The organism is Achromobacter aegrifaciens (assembly GCF_902859965.1).
In the GTDB taxonomy this organism is placed as follows: Bacteria; Pseudomonadota; Gammaproteobacteria; order Burkholderiales; family Burkholderiaceae_B; genus Achromobacter; species Achromobacter aegrifaciens.
This window is the reverse complement of sequence record NZ_CADIKO010000001.1, coordinates 595,495-613,324: the sequence shown is the minus strand read 5'-3', so window position 1 is coordinate 613,324 and position 17,830 is coordinate 595,495. Positions and strand designations below refer to the sequence as shown.

The 17,830-nt window shown below is 67.5% G+C and carries 17 protein-coding genes; 4 read left to right on the top strand and 13 right to left on the bottom strand.

The genetic code is table 11. From position 1 onward, the window contains the following. Positions 1 to 48 precede the first annotated feature (48 nt). Together HV793_RS02900 and HV793_RS02895 are read left to right on the top strand one after the other, a co-directional pair. Positions 49 to 1,023 carry a Bug family tripartite tricarboxylate transporter substrate binding protein gene (locus HV793_RS02900; protein WP_119450343.1) on the top strand — a complete coding sequence of 325 codons (975 nt, stop codon included), beginning with the start codon at positions 49 to 51 and terminating at the stop codon, positions 1,021 to 1,023. 40 nt (positions 1,024 to 1,063) lie between these two features. After that, the gene (locus HV793_RS02895; RefSeq protein WP_175212621.1) at positions 1,064 to 1,627 is read left to right on the top strand and encodes a hypothetical protein; all 564 of its coding nucleotides are present in this window, start codon (positions 1,064 to 1,066) and stop codon (positions 1,625 to 1,627) included. Positions 1,628 to 1,641: 14 nt separating this feature from the next. On the opposite strand, the gene HV793_RS02890 is transcribed toward HV793_RS02895, so the two are convergent. The 7 genes from HV793_RS02890 to HV793_RS02860 all read right to left on the bottom strand — a co-directional run bounded on the left by HV793_RS02890 (position 1,642) and on the right by HV793_RS02860 (position 8,272). Beyond that, positions 1,642 to 3,054: an aminotransferase-like domain-containing protein gene (locus HV793_RS02890; protein ID WP_175212620.1), complete on the bottom strand. Its 1,413-nt coding sequence runs from the start codon at positions 3,052 to 3,054 to the stop codon at positions 1,642 to 1,644. A gap of 28 nt (positions 3,055 to 3,082) precedes the next feature. Then, positions 3,083 to 3,226, bottom strand: a complete 144-nt coding sequence (locus tag HV793_RS02885; RefSeq protein WP_082400805.1) for a DUF2474 domain-containing protein — start codon at positions 3,224 to 3,226, stop codon at positions 3,083 to 3,085. Continuing rightward, complete coding sequence (cydB, locus tag HV793_RS02880; RefSeq protein WP_125470129.1) at positions 3,226 to 4,233, bottom strand: cytochrome d ubiquinol oxidase subunit II; 1,008 nt, start codon at positions 4,231 to 4,233, stop codon at positions 3,226 to 3,228. The genes HV793_RS02885 and cydB overlap by 1 nt, the downstream gene beginning before the upstream one ends. Before the next feature lie 4 nt (positions 4,234 to 4,237). Then, the gene (locus HV793_RS02875) at positions 4,238 to 5,674 is read right to left on the bottom strand and encodes a cytochrome ubiquinol oxidase subunit I (protein WP_054452023.1); all 1,437 of its coding nucleotides are present in this window, start codon (positions 5,672 to 5,674) and stop codon (positions 4,238 to 4,240) included. 300 nt (positions 5,675 to 5,974) lie between these two features. Continuing rightward, on the bottom strand, positions 5,975 to 6,670 hold the full coding sequence (locus HV793_RS02870; protein WP_119450340.1) for an alpha/beta hydrolase: 696 nt from the start codon (positions 6,668 to 6,670) through the stop codon (positions 5,975 to 5,977). An 87-nt stretch (positions 6,671 to 6,757) separates the two neighbouring features. Further along, complete coding sequence (locus HV793_RS02865; RefSeq protein ID WP_175212619.1) at positions 6,758 to 7,636, bottom strand: EamA family transporter; 879 nt, start codon at positions 7,634 to 7,636, stop codon at positions 6,758 to 6,760. Positions 7,637 to 7,654: 18 nt separating this feature from the next. Next, a complete protein-coding gene (locus tag HV793_RS02860) occupies positions 7,655 to 8,272 on the bottom strand; it encodes a nitroreductase family protein (RefSeq protein ID WP_175212618.1) in 618 nt (205 codons plus the stop codon). Positions 8,273 to 8,410: 138 nt separating this feature from the next. On the opposite strand from HV793_RS02860, the gene HV793_RS02855 reads away from it, so the two are divergent. Next, positions 8,411 to 9,307, top strand: coding sequence for a LysR family transcriptional regulator (locus tag HV793_RS02855; protein ID WP_175212617.1), 897 nt, complete (start codon positions 8,411 to 8,413; stop codon positions 9,305 to 9,307). Positions 9,308 to 9,329: 22 nt separating this feature from the next. On the opposite strand, the gene phbB is transcribed toward HV793_RS02855, so the two are convergent. The 6 genes from phbB to HV793_RS02825 are packed head-to-tail and all read right to left on the bottom strand — an operon-like array spanning position 9,330 to position 17,018. Beyond that, positions 9,330 to 10,076 carry an acetoacetyl-CoA reductase gene (phbB, locus tag HV793_RS02850; RefSeq protein WP_175212616.1) on the bottom strand — a complete coding sequence of 249 codons (747 nt, stop codon included), beginning with the start codon at positions 10,074 to 10,076 and terminating at the stop codon, positions 9,330 to 9,332. Then, positions 10,066 to 10,533, bottom strand: coding sequence for a hypothetical protein (locus HV793_RS02845; RefSeq protein ID WP_082400836.1), 468 nt, complete (start codon positions 10,531 to 10,533; stop codon positions 10,066 to 10,068). Before HV793_RS02845 ends, phbB begins: the two co-directional genes overlap by 11 nt. A gap of 47 nt (positions 10,534 to 10,580) precedes the next feature. Beyond that, positions 10,581 to 11,705 (bottom strand): ABC transporter permease, encoded by a 1,125-nt coding sequence (locus tag HV793_RS02840; RefSeq protein WP_059371289.1) that lies wholly within the window; start codon positions 11,703 to 11,705, stop codon positions 10,581 to 10,583. A 1-nt stretch (position 11,706) separates the two neighbouring features. Then, positions 11,707 to 14,451 (bottom strand): ribosome-associated ATPase/putative transporter RbbA, encoded by a 2,745-nt coding sequence (gene rbbA, locus HV793_RS02835; RefSeq protein ID WP_175212615.1) that lies wholly within the window; start codon positions 14,449 to 14,451, stop codon positions 11,707 to 11,709. Next, positions 14,451 to 15,518: an HlyD family secretion protein gene (locus tag HV793_RS02830; RefSeq protein ID WP_054452014.1), complete on the bottom strand. Its 1,068-nt coding sequence runs from the start codon at positions 15,516 to 15,518 to the stop codon at positions 14,451 to 14,453. The genes rbbA and HV793_RS02830 overlap by 1 nt, the downstream gene beginning before the upstream one ends. A 21-nt stretch (positions 15,519 to 15,539) precedes the next feature. Continuing rightward, a complete protein-coding gene (locus HV793_RS02825; protein WP_175212614.1) occupies positions 15,540 to 17,018 on the bottom strand; it encodes an efflux transporter outer membrane subunit in 1,479 nt (492 codons plus the stop codon). 194 nt (positions 17,019 to 17,212) lie between these two features. On the opposite strand from HV793_RS02825, the gene HV793_RS02820 reads away from it, so the two are divergent. After that, positions 17,213 to 17,830 carry a TetR/AcrR family transcriptional regulator gene (locus HV793_RS02820; RefSeq protein ID WP_054452012.1) on the top strand — a complete coding sequence of 206 codons (618 nt, stop codon included), beginning with the start codon at positions 17,213 to 17,215 and terminating at the stop codon, positions 17,828 to 17,830.

The window sequence follows — 17,830 nt, the reverse complement described above, 5'->3', positions numbered from 1 at the left end:
CGGCGTCCGTCGACGGCGCCGCGACCGACAACAAACCAGGAGACTTCAATGTTCCGCACTTCCTTGCTGGCGCGTGCCGCGCTGGCCGCCTGTCTGCTGCCGGCCTTGCCGGCGCAAGCCCAGTCCTTCCCCTCGAAGCCGATCACGCTGGTGGTGCCGCATTCCGCGGGCGGCACCTCGGATATCCTGGCGCGCACCGTTGCGGCGGAGGCGGCGAAGACGCTGGGGCAAACCATCGTCATCGACAACAAGGGCGGTGCCAACGGCACCATCGCCGCCAAGCAGGTGGCGATGTCCGCGCCGGACGGCTACACGCTGCTCTTGGCAACTGCCAGCACGCATGGCATCAATCCGTCCTTGTACTCGCGGATTTCGTACGATGCGGTGAAGGACTTCACGCCCGTGACGCTGCTGGCCACCGTGCCCAATGTGCTGGTGGTGGGCAAGCAGGTGCAGGCTGCCAATGTGCAGGAGCTGGTTGCCTACATCCGTTCGCAGGGCGACAAGATCAACATGGGCTCGGCCGGCGCGGGCACGCCTGGCCATCTGGCCGGCGAGATGTTCAAGAGCGCCGCGAAGCTCCAGTTCACGCACATCCCCTACAAGGGCGGCAGTCCGGCCATCACCGACCTGATCGGCGGCCAGATCGACTTCATGTTCACGACCATTCCCGGCGTGCTGCCGCACGTAAAGGCCGGCACGCTGCGCGCGCTGGCGGTTACCTCGCCGCAGCGTTCGCCCGCCATGACGGATATCCCCACCATGGCGGAATCGGGCCTGCCGGGCTTTCAGGCCGTGTCGTGGCACGGCATCGTTGCGCCGGCGGGCACGCCGGACGCGGTGGTCGCCACGCTGAACCAGGCGTTGAGCGGCGCGCTGGCCGCGCCTGCGGTCAAGCAGCGCCTGATGGAAGAGGGCGCGCAGGCCTCCAGCCTGAACACGGCGGCGTTTGGCGCCTTCATCCAGAGCGAGATCGCGGCCTGGGCCAAGGCCGTCAAGGATTCGGGCGCCACGGCGAACTGATACCGGGGGCGTAGAGCGGGGCAGTGTCCTAGAATGACGCATGCTTATTGCCCTGCTCACCACGCTGGCCCTGGCAACGGGCAACGCGGCTGCCTTCGAACTTTCCTGCTTCTATACGGACAAGACCGACGAAGGCGCATTCGGCCACGCGGAACAGTGCGCCCGCGAGGACGGCGGCGGCATCGTCTTCAACCCCGAAATCTTGCGCCGCATGCAGTTCGGCGCCGATGGCCTGGCGCCCGCGGCCGTCGCTGGCTGGCGTTGGGTGCGGCCGGATGGCCGGTCGGTGTCCGTGATTACCTACGACAACGGCCCGGACGAGTTCGAGGAAGGGCTGGCGCGCGGGCGCAGGCCGGAAGGCATGGCCTACTACGACAAGCAGCTGGACCTGGCGCTGGCCACCTCCTATGCGTGGGCTGAGCCTTTCAGCGGCGGTCTGGCCGCAGTGTGCAGCTATTGCGTCAGCGTGCAGGATGGCGAGCATTCCGTGATGGTCGGCGGCGATTGGGGCGCCATCGACCGCAAGGGCGTCCTGGCGCTGCCCCTGCGGCCGGACGCTGCGTCCTTGCGCAGCGATCTGGAGGCCGCGAGAAAGCGCCGCTGAACGACGCTCGCGGATCAGCCGCCCGCCAGCAGCTTGCCCAGCGTCGCCATGCCTTGCTCCATTTCGGGATTCCAGGGATGGCCGCCGTTCAGCCTCAGGAAGTTGCCGAAGGCGCCTGACGCTGAAAACAGCGGACCCGGGGCGACGCTGATGCCGTGTCCCAGCGCGGCGCGGTGCACCTTGAGCGTGTCGATATGGGCCGGCAGCTCCACCCACACGAAGTAGCCGCCCAGCGGTCGCGTGGCGCGCGTGCCCTTGGGGAAGTAGCGGGCGATGGCTTGCAGCAGTTCCCCTTGCTGCTGGGCCAGCGCCTGGCGGAATTGCCGCAGGTGGCGGTCGAAGCCGCCTTTTTCCAGATAGGCGGCGATGGCGGCCTGCGTAGGCGCGGCGGTGGCCAGGCTGGTGGTGAGCTTGTTGCGCATGATGCGCCGCGTGTAGCGGCCGGCGGCCACCCAGCCCACGCGGTAGCCCGGCGCCAGGGTCTTGGAGAACGAAGAGCAGTGCATGACGATGCCATCGCGATCGTAGGCCTTGGCGGGGCGCGGACGCTGCTCGCCGAAGTACAGCTCGCCGTAGACGTCGTCTTCGATCAACGCCACGTCGTGGCTTGCAAGCAACCGCACCAGCGCTTCCTTCTTGTCGTCGGGCATCAGGCTGCCCAGCGGGTTCTGGAAGGTGGTCATGAGCCAGCAGGCTTTGGGGCGGTGGCGCAGGATGGCCTGCTCCAGCGCCCGCAGGTCTATGCCTTCGCGCGGATGCGTGGCCACTTCGATGGCGTGCAGGTGGTTGCGCTCCAGCGATTGCAGCGCGGCGTAGAAGGTGGGGGATTCCACGATGACCGCGTCGCCGGGCTCGGTGACCGCCGCCAGGCTCAGGTTCAGCGCGTCCAGCGCGCCGTTGGTGATGATGATGTCGTCCACCGGCACCGACATGCCGTCGGCCAGGTAGCGCAGCGCGATGGCGCGGCGCAGCGCCGCGTCGCCCGGACTGAGGTCGTCGATCGAGCCCCAGGGGTCCAGGCGCTGCACCGTGGCTGCCATGAACTTCGCCAGGCGTCCGTAGGGCAGCAGCGACGGGTTGGGAAAGGCCGAGCCGAAGGGCAGCATGTCGCGGCGCAGGGTGGCGTTGAGCACCTGCAGCACGTTGTCGCTGACGTCCACCGGATGGCGTCCGGCGCTGGCGCTGGACAATCCGTCCAGCTCCGGCAGCGTGGCGTGCGGCGCGCGCAGCACGTAATAGCCGGAGCGGTCGCGCGCCCGGATCAGGCCGCGCGCTTCCAGCAGGTAATAGGCCTTGAACACCGTCGACGGGCTGACCCCGCGGCTGGCGCTGGTCTGCCGCACCGAGGGCAGGCGGTCGCCCGCCTGCAGCAGGCCCGATCGGATCGAGGCGGTGATTTCTTCTGTCAGCCGTTCATAGCGCTTCATGGGGCGGGTCCGTTTGTTTGGAGCGGGTTCAGGTCGACATGCCGATGGATCTCATCACCAGGCGCAGCGCATAGGCCGCCACGCCCAGGGCCGCGACACTGCATGCCCAGATCATCGCCAGCCAGAGCAGGCGGCTGCGCCATGAGGGCAGGGAGGATTGGGAGCCGTTCATCAGTGGAACTCCTCGCCAAGGCGCACCTTGCCCCGGAACACGTAGTACGACCAGGCGGTGTACATGAGAATAATCGGAATGATCGCCAGCGCTCCCACCAGCGCGAAGCCCAGGCTTTGCGGCGGCGCGGATGCGGTCCAGATGGACACGTCAGGCGGGATGATGGCGGGCCAGATGCTGATGCCCAGGCCGCTGTACCCCAGGAACAGCAGCGCCAGCGACAGCACGAAGGGGCCGGCGTTGGGCATGCCCTTGACGCGGCGGATGAGATCGAAGCCGGTCACGGCGACCAGCAACGGCACCGGCAGGAACCAGAACATATTGGGCAGGCTGAACCAGCGCTGCGCGATCTGCGGCTGCGCCAGCGGCGTCCAGACGCTGAGCGCCGCGATCACGGCCAGCAGCAGCAGCGTGAGCGGACGGGCGATGTCGCACATGTGGCGGTGCAGGCGGCCTTCGGTCTTCATGATGAGCCAGGTGCAGCCGAGCAGCGCGTAAGCCACCACCAGCCCCGCCCCGGTGAAGAGCGAGAACGGGCTGATCCAGTCCCAGGCGCCACCTTGATAGGCGCGGTCCACGACCGGGATGCCTTCGATGTAGGCGCCCAGCGTCACGCCCTGGAAGAACGTGGCGCACACGGAACCGAGCACAAAGGCGCGGTCCCACAGCGGGCGGTGATGCTCGTCCGCCTTGAAGCGGAATTCGAACGCCACGCCGCGGAAGATCAGGCCCAGCAGCATGAATACCAGCGGCAGGTGCAGCGCGCTCAGGATCACCGAGTAGGCCAGCGGGAACGCGGCCATCAGGCCGGCGCCGCCCAGCACCAGCCAGGTCTCGTTGCCGTCCCACACGGGCGCCACGGTGTTGACCATGACGTCGCGTTCCTCGCGATCGGAGATCAGCGGAAAGAGGATGCCGATGCCCAAATCGAAGCCATCCATGATCACGTACATCATCACCCCGAACAGGATGATGACGGCCCATACCAGTGCAAGGTCGATGCCCATGGCCTCAGACTCCCGAATGCTTGCGTTGCGCGGGCTCGATGCCCGCCAGGGTGGAGGCGGCCGACAGCGGCCGCGAGGGCTGGCGCGGTTCTCCCGGGCCGCCCGACAGCGGCGCGTGGCCGGGGGCGGGGCTGGGGCCCATGCGGATCAGGCGCAGCATGTACGAGACGCCGGCGCCGAACACCAGCAGGTACACCACCACGAACAGCGCCAGCGTCAGCGTCAGTTCGCCCAGTCCGTGCGGCGTGGCCGCGTCGGCGGTGCGCATGACGCCGTACACCACCCAGGGCTGGCGGCCGATTTCCGTCACGTACCAGCCGGCCAGGATGGCGATCAGCCCGGAAGGTCCCATCCACAGCGCAAACCGGTGCAACCAGCGCGATTCGTACAGCCGGCCACGCCAGCGCGACCACGCGGCCCAGAGGGCGAGCGCGATCATCAGCATGCCCAGGCCCGCCATCACGCGGAACGACCAGAACACGGCCGTGGCATTGGGACGGTCTTCGGGCGGATAGGACTTCAGACCCGGGAACTGGCCGTCCCAGCTATGCGTGAGGATCAGGCTGCCCAGGCGCGGAATGTTGACCGCGTAGCGCGTTTCCTCGCGCTCCATGTCGGGGATGCCGAACAGTGTCAGCGGCACGCCAGCGCCAGGCTCGTTCTCCCAATGGCCTTCGATGGCCGCGATCTTGGCGGGCTGGTGCTTGAGCGTGTTCAGGCCATGGAAGTCGCCCACCACGGCTTGCAGCGGGGCCACCAGCAGCAGCATGCCCATGGCCATCGCGAACATCTTCTTCACGGCGGGGCTGCGGTCGCCGCGCAACATGTGCCAGGCGCCGGATGCGCCCACCATCAGCGCGGTCGCCAGGAACGCGGCGATGCCCATGTGCGCCAGGCGGTAGGGGAAGGACGGATTGAAGATCACGGCCAGCCAGTCCGTGGGCACCACGCGCCCGTCCAGGATTTCGTAGCCGGCGGGCGTCTGCATCCAGCTGTTGGAGGCCAGGATCCAGGTGGCCGACACCAGCGTGCCCAGCGCCACCATCACGGTCGAGAAGAAATGCAGGCCTGGCCCGACGCGCGACCAGCCGAACAGCATCACGCCCAGGAAGCCGGCTTCCAGGAAGAAGGCGGTCAGCACTTCATAGGCCAGCAAGGGCCCGGTCACGCTGCCGGCGAAATCGGAGAAGAAGCTCCAGTTGGTGCCGAACTGATACGCCATCACGAGGCCGGACACCACGCCCATCCCGAAGTTGACGGCAAAGATCTTGGTCCAGAAATGGTAGAGGTCGCGGTAGACGGTGTTGCGCGTGCGCAGCCACAGGCCTTCCAGCACGGCGAGATAGCTGGCCAGGCCGATGGTGATGGCGGGGAAGATGATGTGAAACGAGATGGTGAAGCCGAACTGTATTCGGGCAAGCAATAGCGCGTCGCTATCCATGGCGGTATTCCTGACTTCTTCGCCAGCGCGCCTCAACCGCCACAAGACGGCGTGCGCTGACGGGTGTTTGACCTACACCGTGAAGTTAGAGCCGCAGCCTGGATCAGTACAGATTCAGAGCATGAATAAAAAAGCGGATCAGTTTGGATGGATTGCCGGAAGAAAATGCGCTTTTCATAGGGAAAGCATCTGTGCTGCAAGTCTTGCGAAGACGATGAAGTTACAAAAAAAGCAGCACAGAAAAGGCGGGTGCGTCCCCTGATACGCTGGTTTTGAGTGCGCAGCCCGCCAGGCCGGCGCCTAGGATGCGCAGGCGCGCGCCGCTTCGTCGATCAGGCCGGCCACCTCGGCGGCGCGCGACGCAAGCGATGCGTGGCTGGCGTCCAGCGTGATGGTCTTGCGGGTGTTCAGGCGCGCGGCCATGCGCGTCTGGTTTTCGGGGGCGATCATCCGGTCCTGGCTGGATATCTGGTACCAGGACGGCTTGCTGCGCCATGCGGGGACGGACACGGTTTCGCCGAAGGCGCTGGCCAGGGGCGCCTTTTGCGTGACGGCCATGACCAGGCCCTCGTCGGCGGACAGGTCCTGGCAGAAGCTCTCATGGAACTTGTCGGCGCGCAGCCAGAGGTAGCCGTCGCTGTCGGGCGCCAGGTTGGGCGCAGCCGCGGGCAGCATTTCCTGAGTGATGCCGCCCGGGCTTTCTCCCGCGTCCGGGGCGAAGGCGGCGATGTACACCAGGCCGGCCACGTTGGGCTGGTTGCCGGCTTCGGTAATGACCGCGCCGCCGTACGAATGGCCCACCAGCAGCACGGGGCCCTTCTGCTGCGCGATCATTTTGCGCGTGCGTTCGGCGTCGCCGGCCAGGGAGGCCAGCGGCATGTCGACGGCGTGCAGGTCTTGATAGCCCTTGCGCGCCAGTTCCAGGATGACGCGGCTCCAGTGGGCGGCGCCGCCCCAGAAACCGTGCACAAGAATGATGCTGGGTTTGCTGCTCATGATGCGGCTCCTTCCTCGGGATGGAGCAACGATCATGCGCCGGCCAGGACGGCGCCGCCACAACTATTTGCGGCGGCGCCAGTGCCGTTACAGCGGACGCGGGGCAGGCGTGATGGCGGCCGGACGCTGGGCGCGCTGGCTCAGCCACACGCTGGCGACCACGATCACCATGCCGGCGATCTGCGCGGCGCTCAGCTGCTGGCCCAGCATGCCCCAGCCCAGCAGCACGGCGGTGATGGGGCTGAGAAAGCCCAGCGAGGAGACCACCGCGGGCTCCAGCCGCGCCACGCCCCGGAACCAGAGCACATAGGTCAGCGCCGCGCCAATCAAGCCCAGGTAGGCGATGCCGGCCACGTTCAGCGCGGTGAGCGGCGGCAGGGCGGGCTCGGCGGCGAAGGCCAGCGGCGCCAGCAGGATGCCGCCCGCCGTCAGCTGCCACGATGTGAAGGTGAGCGCGGATACCGGCGGCTGCCAGCGCCGGCTGAGTACCGTGCCCAGGGCCATCGAGGCGGCGCTGATCAATCCGGCCGCAATGCCTACCGGGTCCAGCGCGGCCTTGGGCGTCAGCACCAGCAGCGCCACTCCGCCCAGGCCGCCCAGCGCCGCCAGCACCGACAGGCCGCGCACGGGTGTGCCCAGCAGGCTGCGTGCCAGCAGTATCACCACCAGCGGCTGGACCGCGCCCAGCGTGGCGGCCACGCCGCCCGGCAGGCGGTAGGCCGCCACGAACAGCAGAGCCCAGAAAACGGAAAAGTTCAGCGCGCCCAGGATGAAGGCGCGCAGCCACCAGATGCCTTGCGGCAGTTGGCGCACGATCAGCAGCAGCAGGAAGCCGGCCGGCAGCGCGCGCAGCATGGCGACCGTCAGCGGATAGTCCTGCGGCAGCATCAGGGTGGTGACGACGTAGGTGCTGCCCCAGATGGCGGGCGCCAGGGCAGTCAACAGCAGATCGGAACCGCGGTTCATTGTCATGCTCCGGCTAGCTCAGGCAAGTTCAAGCACGTCGTGGACGGGGCGGCGCGGCTTCTGCGGCCAATTGCCTTCCTGCGCGTAGCCCATGGCGACCAGCATGACCGGCACCTCCTCCTGGCGCAAGCCGAAGGCCTGGGCCACGCCGGCGGCGTCAAAGCCGGTCATCGGGCTGGCGGCCAGGCCTTGGGCCTGTCCTGCCAGCATCAGGGTGGAGGCGCCGAAGGTGGCGCTGCGCACGGCCTCGTCGCGCTGCGTCTGCGGCGAGTCGGCATAGAGGCGGCTGGCCGCGGCTTCCCAGGATGGCACCATGGCCGCGGGCATGAAGCCCGCGTCCACGGACGGTTGCAGGCGGTCGGCCATCCAGGCGGCCTGGGGCAGCACGCCCAGCACGATGAAGGTCACCGCCGATTCGCTCACCTTGGGCTGGTTCCACGCCAACTCGCGCAGCCGGCGCTTGCCCTCCTGGCTGCGCACGGCGATGAAGCGCCAGTTCTGCAGATTGAAGGCGGTGGGCGCGCGGGTGGCCCAGGAGACCAGGGTACGGATGATGTCGTCGTTCACGTCGCGGGCGGGATCGAAGAAGTTGGCGGAAACGCGTTGCGCGATTGCGTCGGTCAGGGCGTGGTTCATGGCTGCCATCCTTGGGATTTGCTGAGATTGCCGGCTCGCCATATGCGCGCCGTCTCCATGTCCACAGGCTAATTGAATCCTTGTTTGGCGATAATATCCAATTCAATGGCAATATCATTCACCAATAGTGAATAATCTATGGATCATCTGACGGCGCTGAGGGTGTTCAGGCAAGTGGTGGAGCGGGGCGGCTTCGCAGCCGCGTCGCGGCAGATGGGCCTGTCGCCCGCCGCGGTCAGCAAGAACATCGCCGAACTGGAAACCCACCTGGCGGCGCGCCTGCTCAACCGCACCACCCGCCGCATGAGCCTGACCGAAGCCGGCGCGCGCTACTACGAACAGATGGTGCGCATCCTGGACGACCTGAGCGAAGCCGAGCAATCGCTGGGGCCCTTGCAGCAGGCGCCGTCGGGCACCTTGCGGGTCAGCGCGCCCATGTCGCTGAGCCTGGTCCGGCTGTCCGCCGCCATGCCGCGCTTCCTGGAGCGCTATCCTCAGGTATCGCTGGACCTCAACCTGGAGGACCGCCGCATCGACATCGTCAAGGAAGGCTACGACCTGGCCATCCGCGGCACCGACCGGCTGGAGGATTCCAGCCTGGTGGCGCGCAAGCTGATGACGCTGGACCACGTGCTTTGCGGCGCGCCGGCCTACTTCGAGCGCCATGGCGTGCCGGCCTCGCCGCTGGCGCTGCGCAACATGGAGCGCGTGCAGTTCACCTTGTCTGGCCACGCGGACGAATGGACCTTCAAGCGCGCGGGCGAGACCGAACGCGTGCCGGTGCGGGGCCGCTACAGGGTGAGTTCCAGCCTGGCGGTGCGCGATGCGCTGCGCGCCGGTTTTGGCGTCAGCCTGGTGCCGCGCGTATACGTGCAGCAGGACCTGGACAGCGGCGCGCTGCAGGCGGTGCTGCAGGATTGGAAACCCGACGAGACCTACGTGTATGCGGTGTATCCCTCGCGCCGCCACATGGTGGCCAAGGTGCGCGCCTTCGTCGACTTCCTGCTGGAAGAACTGGGCGCGCCGCGGGAATGAGCCGCGGCGGCCCCTAGCCGCATCAATACATGTGCTGGCCGCCGTTCATGGCGACATTGCTACCGGTCATGAACGCCGCGGCATCGCTGCAGATGAAGGCGACCAGCGCGCCGATCTCTTCCGGGCGGCCGAGCCGGCCCAGCGGGATCTGCGGCAGGATCTTCTCCTTCAACACCTCTTCGGGCACGGCCTCCACCATGCGCGTCGCCAGGTAGCCGGGCGATACGGTGTTCACCGTCACGCCTTTCCTGGCCAGCTCCAGCGCCAGGGATTTGGTGAAGCCGTGGATGCCGGCCTTGGAGGCCGCATAGTTGGTCTGGCCAAACGACCCCTTGCTGCCGTTGACGGACGAGATGTTGACGATGCGGCCCCAGCCCCGGTCGGCCATGGCGCCGCATAGCGGCTGCGTCATGTTGAACATGGAGTCCAGGTTGCCGCGCAGCACGTCCGTCCAGTTTTCGTGACTCATCTTGCGCAGGCTGGCATCGCGGGTAAGGCCGGCGTTGTTGATCAGGATGTCGATCTGGCGGCCGTCTTCCTCCAGGCGCCGCGCCAGCGCCTGGCACGAGTCGTAATCGGCCACGTCCACCCTGTACATGGCGTAGCGGCGGCCCTGGGCCGCCTCCGCGTCCACCCACGCCCGCGCGGCGTCTTCGCTGGAGTGGTAGGTGATGATGACCTGGTGGCCGGCATCGCGCAGGGCGCGCGCGATGGCTTGCCCGAGGCAGCCGGCCCCGCCTGTGACGAGCGCAGTGCGTTCAGCCGTCATGATGGGATCCCGGTTGGCTTGCGTCGCGCATGGCCGAGCACGCCGACGCCATCTGGTTCGACAGCGTCTTCCAGATCTGCGCCATGGGGGTGTCTTCGATGCCCATGGCGCCGCCGGTGGCCTGCTTCAGCCAGCCTCGCATTGCTTCGCTCATGCCGGCGGCCAGGGTGGCCTGTTCTTCGAGCAGCGCGTGGGTGATGGCCTGGCTGGCTTCAAGCTGGCTTTGCCATTGCTTGCGCGTCATTTCGCCCAGCGCGGGCGCGATCTCTTGCCAGTTGCCGGATTGTTGCAAGGGCGCCAGTGCGGCCAGGTATTGTTCCGCGTTGCCGCCGGCCAGGCGGCGGCCCAGTTCAACCCAGCGCTGCTGGCTTTCCTGCGCAAGCTGCGCCATGCGCTGGCAATAGGCGGCATTGGCGCTGGCAAGGCCCTGAGGCGTGGAGGCAGTGGTTTTCTTCATCATCCGTCCTTTTAAGAGAGTGGTAAGGGGTAACGAACACACAGGCCTCAAGCCATCTGGCTGAGGGTCTTGCGAAAGCGCGCCAGCGAGAACGCGAACAGGACCGAGCCTATGAGCGCCAGCGCCAGGAAGGGTTGCCACACGACGCTCAAGCCCGCGCCGCGGTAGAGAATGGCCTGGCCGAGTTCCACGAAGTGGGTGGTGGGAGCGGCCAGCATGATGTCCTGCACGAACTGCGGCATGCTTTCGCGCGGCGTGGTGCCGCCCGACAGCATTTGCAGGGGCAGCAGCACTAGTACAAGCAACATGCCGAACTGCGGCATGCTGCGCGCAAGCGTGGCCATGAATATGCCCATAGAGGTCGTCGCGAACAGGTGCAGCGCCGCCCCGACCAGGAACAGCGCCACCGATCCTTCGATCGGCACTTGCAGCAAGCCGCGTACCACGAAAGTCAACGATAGCCCAGCAGATGCCAACACCACCAGCCCCATCGACCAGACCTTCGCGACCATGATCTCGGTCGGCGTCACCGGCATGACCAGCAGGTGCTCGATGGTGCCGTGCTCGCGTTCGCGGATCAGCGCGGCGCCGGTCAGGATGATGGACAGCATGGTGACGTTGTTGATGATCTCCATCAGCGCGCCGAACCAGGCCTGGGTCAGATTGGGGTTGAAGCGCATGCGCACCGCCAGCTCCACCGGCAGTTCGGTGGGCGCGCGGTAGCGTTTGACGAACTCGTTGATCTCGTCGCTGATGATCTGCTGGATGTAGCTGCTGCCCGTGAACGCCTGGCTCATGCGGGTCGCGTCCACGTTGAGCTGGATTTCAGCGGGCCGGCCAGCCAGCACGTCGCGCTGGAAATTGGGCGGAATGTTGACCGAGAAGGTGTAGCGCCCCGCGTCCATGCCGGCATCGGCCTCGGCCGAAGTCGTTACTTCCGGCGGTGTGAAGTGCGGGGGATAGAAGGCCGACGTGATGCGCGCGGACAGGGGCGAGACGTCCTCGTCGACCACGGCGATGGGAGCGTTGTGCAAGGTTTCCGGCACGGCCGTGGCGGCGGTGTAGATCATCAGCGTGAACGACACGAGGATCAGGATCAGCATCATCGGGTCGCGCGCCAGGCTCCACAGCTCCTTCACGCCCAGGCGGTAGATATTGGCCAGGTGCCGCATCTCAGGTCTCCTGTTTCTTCAGCAGCAGCGCCGAGGCGCCCAGGATGACGGGAATGGCGATCAGCAGCGGCCAGAACGAGCCTTGCAGATTGGAGAAGTCCAGGGCCTTGCTGAAGACGCCGCGGCTGATGGTCAGCATGTGCGTGGCGGGGTAGACCTGTCCGATCAGGCGGCCGGCGCCTTCCAGCGACGAAACCGGGTTGAGCAGGCCGGCGAACTGCACCGCGGGCACCAGGGTGCCTATCATGGTGAAGAACAGCGCCGCGATCTGGCTGCGGGTGAACGTGGAGGCCAACAGGCCGATGGCGGTGGCCACCACGTTGTAGATCAGCGCGGCGGCAAGCAGGGTCAGGAAGCTGCCGGTGATGGGCACGCCGAACAGCGTCACGGCCAGCAGCGTCATCAGCAGGAAATTCAGCATGGCCAGCGCCACGTAGGGCGCCTGCTTGCCCAGCAGGAATTCCAGCCGTGTCACGGGCGTGACGTACAGATTGATGATGGAACCCAGCTCCTTTTCGCGCACCACCGCCAGCGCCGTCAGCATCGCCGGCATCATCAGGAGCAGCAGCGGGATCACGGCGGGCACCATGGCGGGGAGGCTGCGCACGTCCGGGTTGTAGCGGAAGCGCGTCTCTATGCTGACCGGCAGGGTCGCGTCCGAGCCCAGGCGTTCGCGCGCCTGCTGCATCAGCCAGCCCTGGTGCATGCCCAGCACATAGCCGCGGATGGTCTCGGCGCGCTGCGGCATGGCGCCGTCGATCCAGACGCCGATCTGCGCGCCGTTGCCGCGCTCCGCGTCGCGCGCAAAGCCTTGCGGTATCTCGATGGCCAGCGACAGCTCGCCGCTGCGCATGCGCGCGTCCATCTCCTCGTAGCTGGAAATGGGCGGATGTTCGATGAAGTAGCGCGAGCCCGCCAGGTTCAGACTGTAGTTGTGGCTCAGGCCGGTCTGGTCGCGGTCCATGACCGCATAGCGCAGGTCCTCCACGTCCATGCTGATGCCAAAGCCCATCACGAACATCAGCAAGAGCGAACCGGCCAGGGCCAGCGTGGCGCGCACCGGGTCGCGGCGCAGTTCCAGCGATTCGCGCCACATGTAGCTCAGCATGCGCTGCAGGCTGAAGCCGCGGTGTTCCGGCGTTTCGGCGGAGGCGGACGCCAAGGGGGGGGCGGCTTGCGCGTCAGCGTCTTCTGGTTTGGTGCCGGCGCCCGCGTCGATCAGGTAGGCGATGAAGGCTTCCTCCAGCGTCTGCGCGCCGCGCATGCGCGTGATCTCGTCGGGCGACGCGCTGACCAGCACCTTGCCCGCATGCATCAGCGACATGCGGTCGCAGCGCTGGGCTTCGTTCATGAAGTGGGTGGAAATGAAGATGGTGACCTGGTCCTGGCGCGCCAGCGCGATCAGCAGGCGCCAGAAGTTGTCTCGCGCGACGGGGTCCACGCCCGAGGTCGGTTCATCCAGGATCAGCAGCTCGGGCTTGTGCACCATGGCAACCGCCAGCGACAGGCGCTGGCGCACGCCCATGGGCAGATTCTCTGGCAAGGTGTCCAGCACTTCGCCCAGGTCGAAGCGCCGCACCATCTCGTCCACGCGCGCCGGAATCTCGGCCTCCGGAACGTGGAACAGGCGCGCGTGCAGCACCAGGTTCTGCATTACGGTCAGCTCGCCATACAGCGAGAACGCCTGCGACATGTAGCCCACGCGGCGGCGGGTATCGATGTTGCGCGGATCGACCTCGGCGCCGAACAGCCAGGCCTGTCCTTCGCTTGCCGGCAGCAGGCCGGTCAGCATTTTCATGGTGGTGGACTTGCCGCAGCCGTTGGAACCCAGGAAACCGAAGATCTCGCCCTTGCGGATGCGGAAGTTGACATGGTCCACGGCGACGAAATCGCCGAAGCGCATGGTCAGGTCGCGCGCCTCGATGGCGATCTCGGCGTCTTGGTCGATGGCCAGCGGCACGATCTCCACCGGCTTGTGGCCGCGCTTCTTTTCTTCCGGCAGCAAGGAGATGAAGGCGGCTTCCAGCGAGTCCGCGCCGGTGCGCTGCTGCAGTTCGGCGGGCGTGCCGGTGGCCAGCACACGGCCTTCGTCCATGGCGATCAGCCAGTCGAAGCGCTGCGCCTCGTCCATGTAGGCCGTGGCCACGATCACGCTCATGCCGCTGCGCTCGCGGCGGATCTCGTTGATCAGGTCCCAGAACTGCGCGCGCGCCAGCGGATCCACGCCGGTGGTGGGCTCGTCCAGGATCAGCAGGTCGGGGTCGTGGATCAGGGCGCAGCACAGACCCAGCTTCTGCTTCATGCCGCCGGACAGCTTGCCGGCCGGGCGCGACAGGAAGGCCGACATGCCGGTGCTGCGCGTCAGGCTGTCGATGCGGCGGCGGCGCTCGGCTTCGTCATGGCCGAACAGGCGGCCGAAGAACTGCAGGTTCTCTTCGACCGACAGGGTGGGATAGAGATTCTTGCCCAGGCCCTGCGGCATATAGGCGATGCGCGGGCACACGTCGTCGCGGTGCCCGCGGCTGGCCATGTCGCCATCCAGCACGTCCACCTTGCCTTCCTGCACCGCGCGCGAACCCGCGATCAGGGCCAGCAGGCTGGACTTGCCGACGCCGTCCGGGCCGATCAGCCCGACCATGCGGCCGGCGGGAATGTCCAGGGTGATGCCGTCCAGCGCCACCGTCTTGCCGTAGCGCAGGTTGACGCCGGACAGCGTCACCACGGGCGCGGTGTCCGGGGAGGTCATCAGGGCACCTTGACTTCAAGATTGGCGGGCCATTGCGCGTCGGCATCGAGCTTCAGCCAGGCCACGCCCGGCAGGCCCGTCTTGACCTGCTTCAGGTGCCGCTGCAGCAGCTCGGGGCTGATCTGGGCCTTGACGCGGAACATCAGCTTCTGCCGTTCGCTGGCGGTCTCCACCGTCTTGGGCGTGAACTGCGCGGTGCTGGCCACGAAGGAGACCTTGGCGGGGATGACGTATTGCGGCGCGGCGTCGAGGATGATGCGTACGTCCTGACCCAGCGCCACGCGGCCGGCCGCCTGCTCGGGCAGGAAGAACGTCATGTAGACATCGGCCAGGTCCACCATGTTCAGCACCTTGCCGCCAGCGCCCAGCACTTCGCCAGGCTGTGCCACGCGGTACTGCACACGGCCGTCGCGCGGGGCGCGCAGCTCGCTGTCGGCGATGTCGGCCTCGATGCGGGCGATGGTGGCCTGTGCGGCGGTGACGGCGGATTGCGCGCCGACCTCGGCGGCGCGCGCGGCGTCGATGGCGGCCTGCGCGGCCTTCACCTGCGCACGCGCGGCATGCACCGAGGCCTGTGCGCTGCGCACGCGGGCGCGGTCGTCGTCCAGTTCCTGGATGGACGAGGCGCCTTCCTTGGACAGCGTCTCAGAGCGGGCCAGGCGGCGGCGCGCGGCGTCCAGTTCGCTTTCGCGTTGCACCACCACGGCCTCTGCAGCCAGCTTGTCGCTCTCGCGTTGCGCGACCTGCGCGCTGGCGCTGGCCGCGCCGTTGACGGCCTGCTGATGCTGGGCGCGCGCTTCCTCGCGCTGCGCCTGCAAAGTGTCGATCTGCATGCGCGCCAGCGGCTGGCCGGCGGCGACGAAGTCGCCTTCGACCGCCAGCACTTCCTGCACCCGGCCGGCCAGCTTGGCAGCCACGTCGATTTCGGTGGCTTCGATGCGGCCGTTGCCGCTGATGAATCCCTCGCCCGGGCCGCTGTCGGACAGCAACCGCCAGCCGTAGTAGCCGCCGGCGGCAACCGCCAGGGCGATCAGGACAGGGACCAGTTTTCGGGTGGGCAGGCGCATCGGGGATCCTTGATTATTGGTTTATCGGGGGCTGGCGGTTGGCGCGGAGGCGGTCTGCGCCGTGGGCGGCGCTTGCGTGCCGCCGCCCAGCGCCGCATACAGCCGCACGCGGCTGGACAGCAGGGCGCGGCGCGTCTGCGCGAGCTTCTGCTGGGCCGCCAGCAGATCGCGCTGCGCGTCCAGCACCTCCAGATAGGGCGAGGCGCCATGGTCGTAGCGCAGTTGGGCGAGGCGGGCGCGTTCGCTCTGCGCCGCCACGGTGGCGCGCAGCACGTCCACCTGTTCCGCCAGCCAGTAGCGCGCGGACAGCGCGTCGGACACGTCCTTGAAGGCGGTCTGTATGGTCTGTTCGTAGGCGGCCACGGCTTGGTCGCGGCGCGCTTCGGTCAGGTCCAGGTTGGCCGAGCGCCGGCCGCCGTCGAAGATCGGCAGGCTGATGCTGGGCGCGAAGTTCCAGGCGCGGCTGCCGCCCGAGAACAGGCCGTCCAACTCGCTGCTGGCGGTGCCGAACGCGCCGGTCAGGGTGATGGTCGGCAGGAAGGCGGCGCGGGCCGCGCCGATGTTGGCGTTGGCGGCCTGGAGCTGATGTTCGGCGGCGACGATGTCGGGGCGGTTGACCAGCAGGTCCGAGGGCAGGCCCGCCGGCAACTCGCGCATGACGGCGTTGTCGTCCAGGCGCGTGGGCAGCTTGGGCAGGTTCAGCGGCGCGCCCGCCAGCAGCTCCAGCGCGCTGGCCTGGGCGGCGCGGGTCTGTTCCAGGTCCGCGCCCAGCGCCTTGGCCTGCTGCCACAGCGTTTCGACCTGGGTCAGGTCCAGTTTGGAGATTGCGCCTTCCTCGAAGCGGCGGCGGAAGATGCGCAGCGACTCTTCGCGCGAGGCGATGGTCTCGCGGGTCAGCGCCAGGCGCTCGTCCAGTTCGCGCAAGGACAGGTAGCTGTCCGCCACTTCGGCGACCAGGCTCAGCGTCGCGGCCCGCGCGGCCGCATCAGAGGCCAGGTAATTCTGCAAGGCGGCGTCCTTCAGGCTGCGCACGCGGCCCCAGAAGTCCAGCTCCCAGCTGGCCATGCCCAGGCCCACCTGGTATTGGCTGGAGACCAGCGGCTGTCCCGTGAGGTTCAGGTCGCCCGGTACACGGGCGCGGGAGCCATCCGCTTGCACGCCTATGGTGGGGAACTGGTCGGCGCGCTGGATGCCATACAACGCGCGCGCTTCTTCCACGCGCAGCAGGGCGCGGCGCAGGTCGCGGTTGTTGTCCAGAGCGGTGGATATCAGCGTCTGCAGCGCTGGATCGGGGAAGTAGGTCCGCCAGCCGATTTCGGCGGCGGCTGCGGCGTTGGCCGCGGTCGCTTCGGGCCCCGGGGCTGTATAGGCGGCAGGCACGGGCAGCGCGGGACGCTCGTAGTCGGGCGCCATGGACACGCAACCGCTGACCAGCAGCGTCAGCAGGGCTGCGGGAACGAGGCGCGAGGCGATCGTGGCCGGAAACGGGCGGAGTGTCATGCGGGGTCTCTCCAGCGCGGGGGCCGGGCGCGTCCCTGGGCAGGCTTGTGACGCCGCCTTCGGGGCGGACCCGATACCGGGTTCATGCTTGCAGATATTGTGCAGTGCGGCGGCTACGCATTCCTTGATCAGAATCAAAGTAGCGACTGACTGGTCGGTTTTTAATGAATTGCACATATACAGGGAGCAGAGGGATGGTCATGCAGCGCCGTCGTCTTCCTCCGGTGGTGCGGATCGGGCAGATTCTCGATGCCGCGCTCCAGGAGTTCTCGCAGGCGGGCTATGCCGGCGCCAGGATGGATGACATCGCGCTGCGGGCTGGCCTGTCCAAGGGTGGGCTCTATGCGCATTTCGACAGCAAGGAAGCGGTGTTCGAAGCCCTGCTGACGCGCCACCTCAGCCCCTCGCGGCTCGACATCGAGGCGGTGGTGGATGGCGCCCAGTCGCCGCGCCATCTGGCCGAACGCATCGTCAATCATCTCTACGTCAGCCTCGGAAACGCGGCCATGATCAGCACCATGCGGCTGCTGCTGGCCGAAAGCGGGCGCGTGCCCCACCTGGCCGCGCGCTGGCGGCAGGAGACCGCGCAGGCGCATCAAACCGACATCGCGCGGCTGCTGGAGCGCGCGCGCGACCGCGGCCTGTGCGCCGATTGCGTCGCGCTCAAGCATCCCTGGCTGCTGCTGTCGCCCATCGTTCATACCCTGGTCATGTCTGCGCTGATGGGACCTGACGAGCGCATCGACCTGCCCGAGCGGCGGCAGGCGCATGTGGCGCTGATCTGCGAGCTTCTGCGCCAGAGCCCTGCGTGA